3 protein-coding genes are annotated in these 2,600 nt (G+C 60.8%); 2 read left to right on the top strand and 1 reads right to left on the bottom strand.

The window, feature by feature from the left end:
- The coding region (gene dnaA / locus ACIQ17_RS32900; protein ID WP_398473771.1) for a chromosomal replication initiator protein DnaA at positions 1–1,289 on the bottom strand (1,289 nt) is incomplete at its 3' end.
- A gap of 485 nt (positions 1,290–1,774) precedes the next feature.
- Here dnaA and ACIQ17_RS32895 point away from each other — a divergent pair.
- Both ACIQ17_RS32895 and ACIQ17_RS32890 read left to right on the top strand, forming a co-directional pair.
- Positions 1,775–2,080, top strand: a complete 306-nt coding sequence (locus ACIQ17_RS32895; protein WP_398473769.1) for a hypothetical protein — start codon at positions 1,775–1,777, stop codon at positions 2,078–2,080.
- 184 nt (positions 2,081–2,264) lie between these two features.
- The coding region (locus ACIQ17_RS32890) for a hypothetical protein (RefSeq protein WP_398473768.1) at positions 2,265–2,600 on the top strand (336 nt) is incomplete at its 3' end.

The following is a 2,600-nucleotide window of genomic DNA, read 5'->3' as shown; positions in this document are numbered from 1 at the left end:
GAGCGCAAGGTCAGTGTCTTGGCGAGATACATCGCCACCTGACGGGGGCGCACCACATTGGCGGTGCGGCGCGAGGACAGCAGGTCCGAGCGGCTGACATTGTACTGCCGCGCCACGACACGCTGGATGTCCTCGATCTTGATGCGCTTCGGCTCCATCGGACGAACCAGATCGCGCACTTCGCGCTCGGCCATTTCCAGCGTCACGGCGGTGGCGTTCAGCTTTGAATGGGCGAGCAGGCGGTTGATCGCGCCTTCCAGGTCGCGGCCGTTATGGGTGATGGTGCGGGCGAGATAATCGAGCACCGGCTCCGGCACGTCGAACGACGCGTGGTGCGCACGGGCCGCGGCAACGCGCGATTTCAGGATGCCGAGACGCAGCTCTTCACCGAGCGTGCCCATTTCCACCACGAGACCGCCGGCCAGGCGCGAGCGCATGCGCTCGTCGAGGCTTTCGAGATCCGACGGCGGACGATCGGCGGCGATGACGACCTGGCGGCCGGCATCGATCAGCGCGTTGAGCGTATGGCAGAATTCGGCCTGGGTGGTCTTGCCCTGCAGGAACTGGAGGTCATCGATGACCAGTACGTCGATGCCGCGCAGCGCTTCCTTGAAGGCCAGCGCCGTCTGCGTCTTCAGCGCGGCGACGAAGCCGTACATGAATTTCTCGGCGGTGAGATACAGCACCTTGCGATCGGGGTTTGAATTGCCGGCCCAGGTCACGGCCTGCAGCAGGTGCGTCTTGCCCAGACCGACGCCGGCATGGATGTAAAGCGGGTTGAACATCACGGCATCGCCCCGGCGGCCTTCGGCAACCTGACGCGCAGCGGCATGCGCGAGGGTGTTGGCGCGGCCGAGCACGAAGCTCGCGAAGGTGAGGCGCGGATCGAGCGGCGAGCCGCCGAGCGCTTCATGGCTCGCCGAAACCGGTGCGGTCGCGGTGCTGCGGATGTCCGCAGCGGGGCGATTGCCGGCGGGCTCAACGCGGCGTGCTTCCACCGGCGCGGCGACTTCCTTGGCAGGAGCGACATTGCGCATGGCCGAACGCACGGTGAGATCGACGCGCGACACCTTTGGCATTTCGGCGCGCCATGCATCGAGCACGCGCTCGGCATAGTGGGCCTGGATCCAGCTCTTCAGAAAGCGGGTCGGCACGGAGAGGTGCACGGACTCGTCCTGCACGGCTTCCAGATCCATGCGGGCGAACCAGCTGGAGAACACATCCTCGCCAACGCTCGACCGCAGACGGCCCTTCACGCGGGTCCAATGATCCTGTTCCATGTTCGACATTGTTCTAGCTTCTCAGTTCAAAATTGGTGGTCGAGCGCAGGCGCCCGTGCGTGATGCGCGCAGCAAAGCGCGCGGTGACCTCTTGCGGCTGCTTTCGGACACGGCTCCGCCGTTCGGCATTTAAGCCGCGGTCGGATTGGCGATGTCGAAAGAAGTGCCGGTTGAGGTCAGCGCGTACTGAACGCTCTGTCAGGGACGCTCGAGGGCGGGCGCGTGGAGATGGAAACAGACGTGTCGGAGCCAAACGCAGATCGCAAAGAAGAAGGCCGTGTGATCATTGATTTGCGCATAAAAGCTCCCCCACTCGCCGCGGTCATTGCGGCAAGGTGTCAGTTTCGAATCTGGTCCAAAGTCAGTGCGCAACGCCCAACGCGGCTAAACGTTCAGGGTTGCATCATCTTTCAGCCCGCTCCTTTTCGCAGGACGATCTCCCGGCCTCGCCAGTGCACGGTCTCTGCTTCGTATTTCTTTTCGGGACGGCCATCATGGCTGTCCGAGAAATTTCGACACAGAACGACCGCTCTCATATCGCTATGAGCCGCAACTCGCTTGAGACTTGGAAAGCATCGCCAAACCTGAAAACCGTCGCTGATCTTCAGGTTCGCCCTCGTTCCGAAATCGCTCTGATCTCAACAACGGTGGGGCGCCGCGAACGATTTAAGAAATACAGCACGCCGGACTTCTCGCAACGGAATCATTTTTTCGCTGCTCTGCGAAAGCTGCACTTGCAGGCGAGGATGGCGCGGCCGATTTTTCAAACATATCGACAAGATTTTGAATCTGCGCGCTGAATCCAATTGTGACGGTGGCGTTGCAATTTCAGTGGGGCGAAAAAAGAAATTCATATTTCATTTACGAAAGCAGCTGCCGCCTTCGCGGATTCAAACTGGTCGCTCTCGCTATGTGGATAAGTGATTATCGCGACGCGATTTTTTCTGTGCGCTGACTCAGGGTAACCTTGCACGCGGAGTCAGCTTGGGCATTGCAACGCGCTTGCATTTTGAGATTCGCGGCGCCGCAGGCGAATTCTGCGCATTCCATCGCAGGCAAGCCATTGCGTTCCCGCTGTGGCGTCATTGCGACATGTCGCGATGCGCGCTGACACGTTGTTCGGCAGGCTTAGGTGTCATCGAAACTGCTGATGTCATTACGTCACATGGTGATCGCTGCGCGAGCCGTTGCCGCTTCTTGCGCGCCATGATCATCGCGCAAACAAAAAGCCCGGCGCGAAGGCCGGGCTTTTCGAAATCATATTCGGCGTGTCGCTTACTGAGCGAGCTTCGCGATCTGGTGCGTCAGGCGCGAGACCTT

The sequence above is a fragment of the Tardiphaga sp. genome, assembly GCF_044340795.1.
Lineage (GTDB): Bacteria > Pseudomonadota > Alphaproteobacteria > Rhizobiales > Xanthobacteraceae > Tardiphaga.
Note: the sequence above shows the minus strand (reverse complement) of the source record. Positions and strands in the feature narration are given on the sequence as shown.

Excerpts from the sequence above, each read along its gene's own strand:
- ACIQ17_RS32895 (WP_398473769.1), top strand. The coding sequence starts at position 1,775 with ATGGCTGTCCGAGAAATTTCGACACAGAACGACCGCTCTCATATCGCT.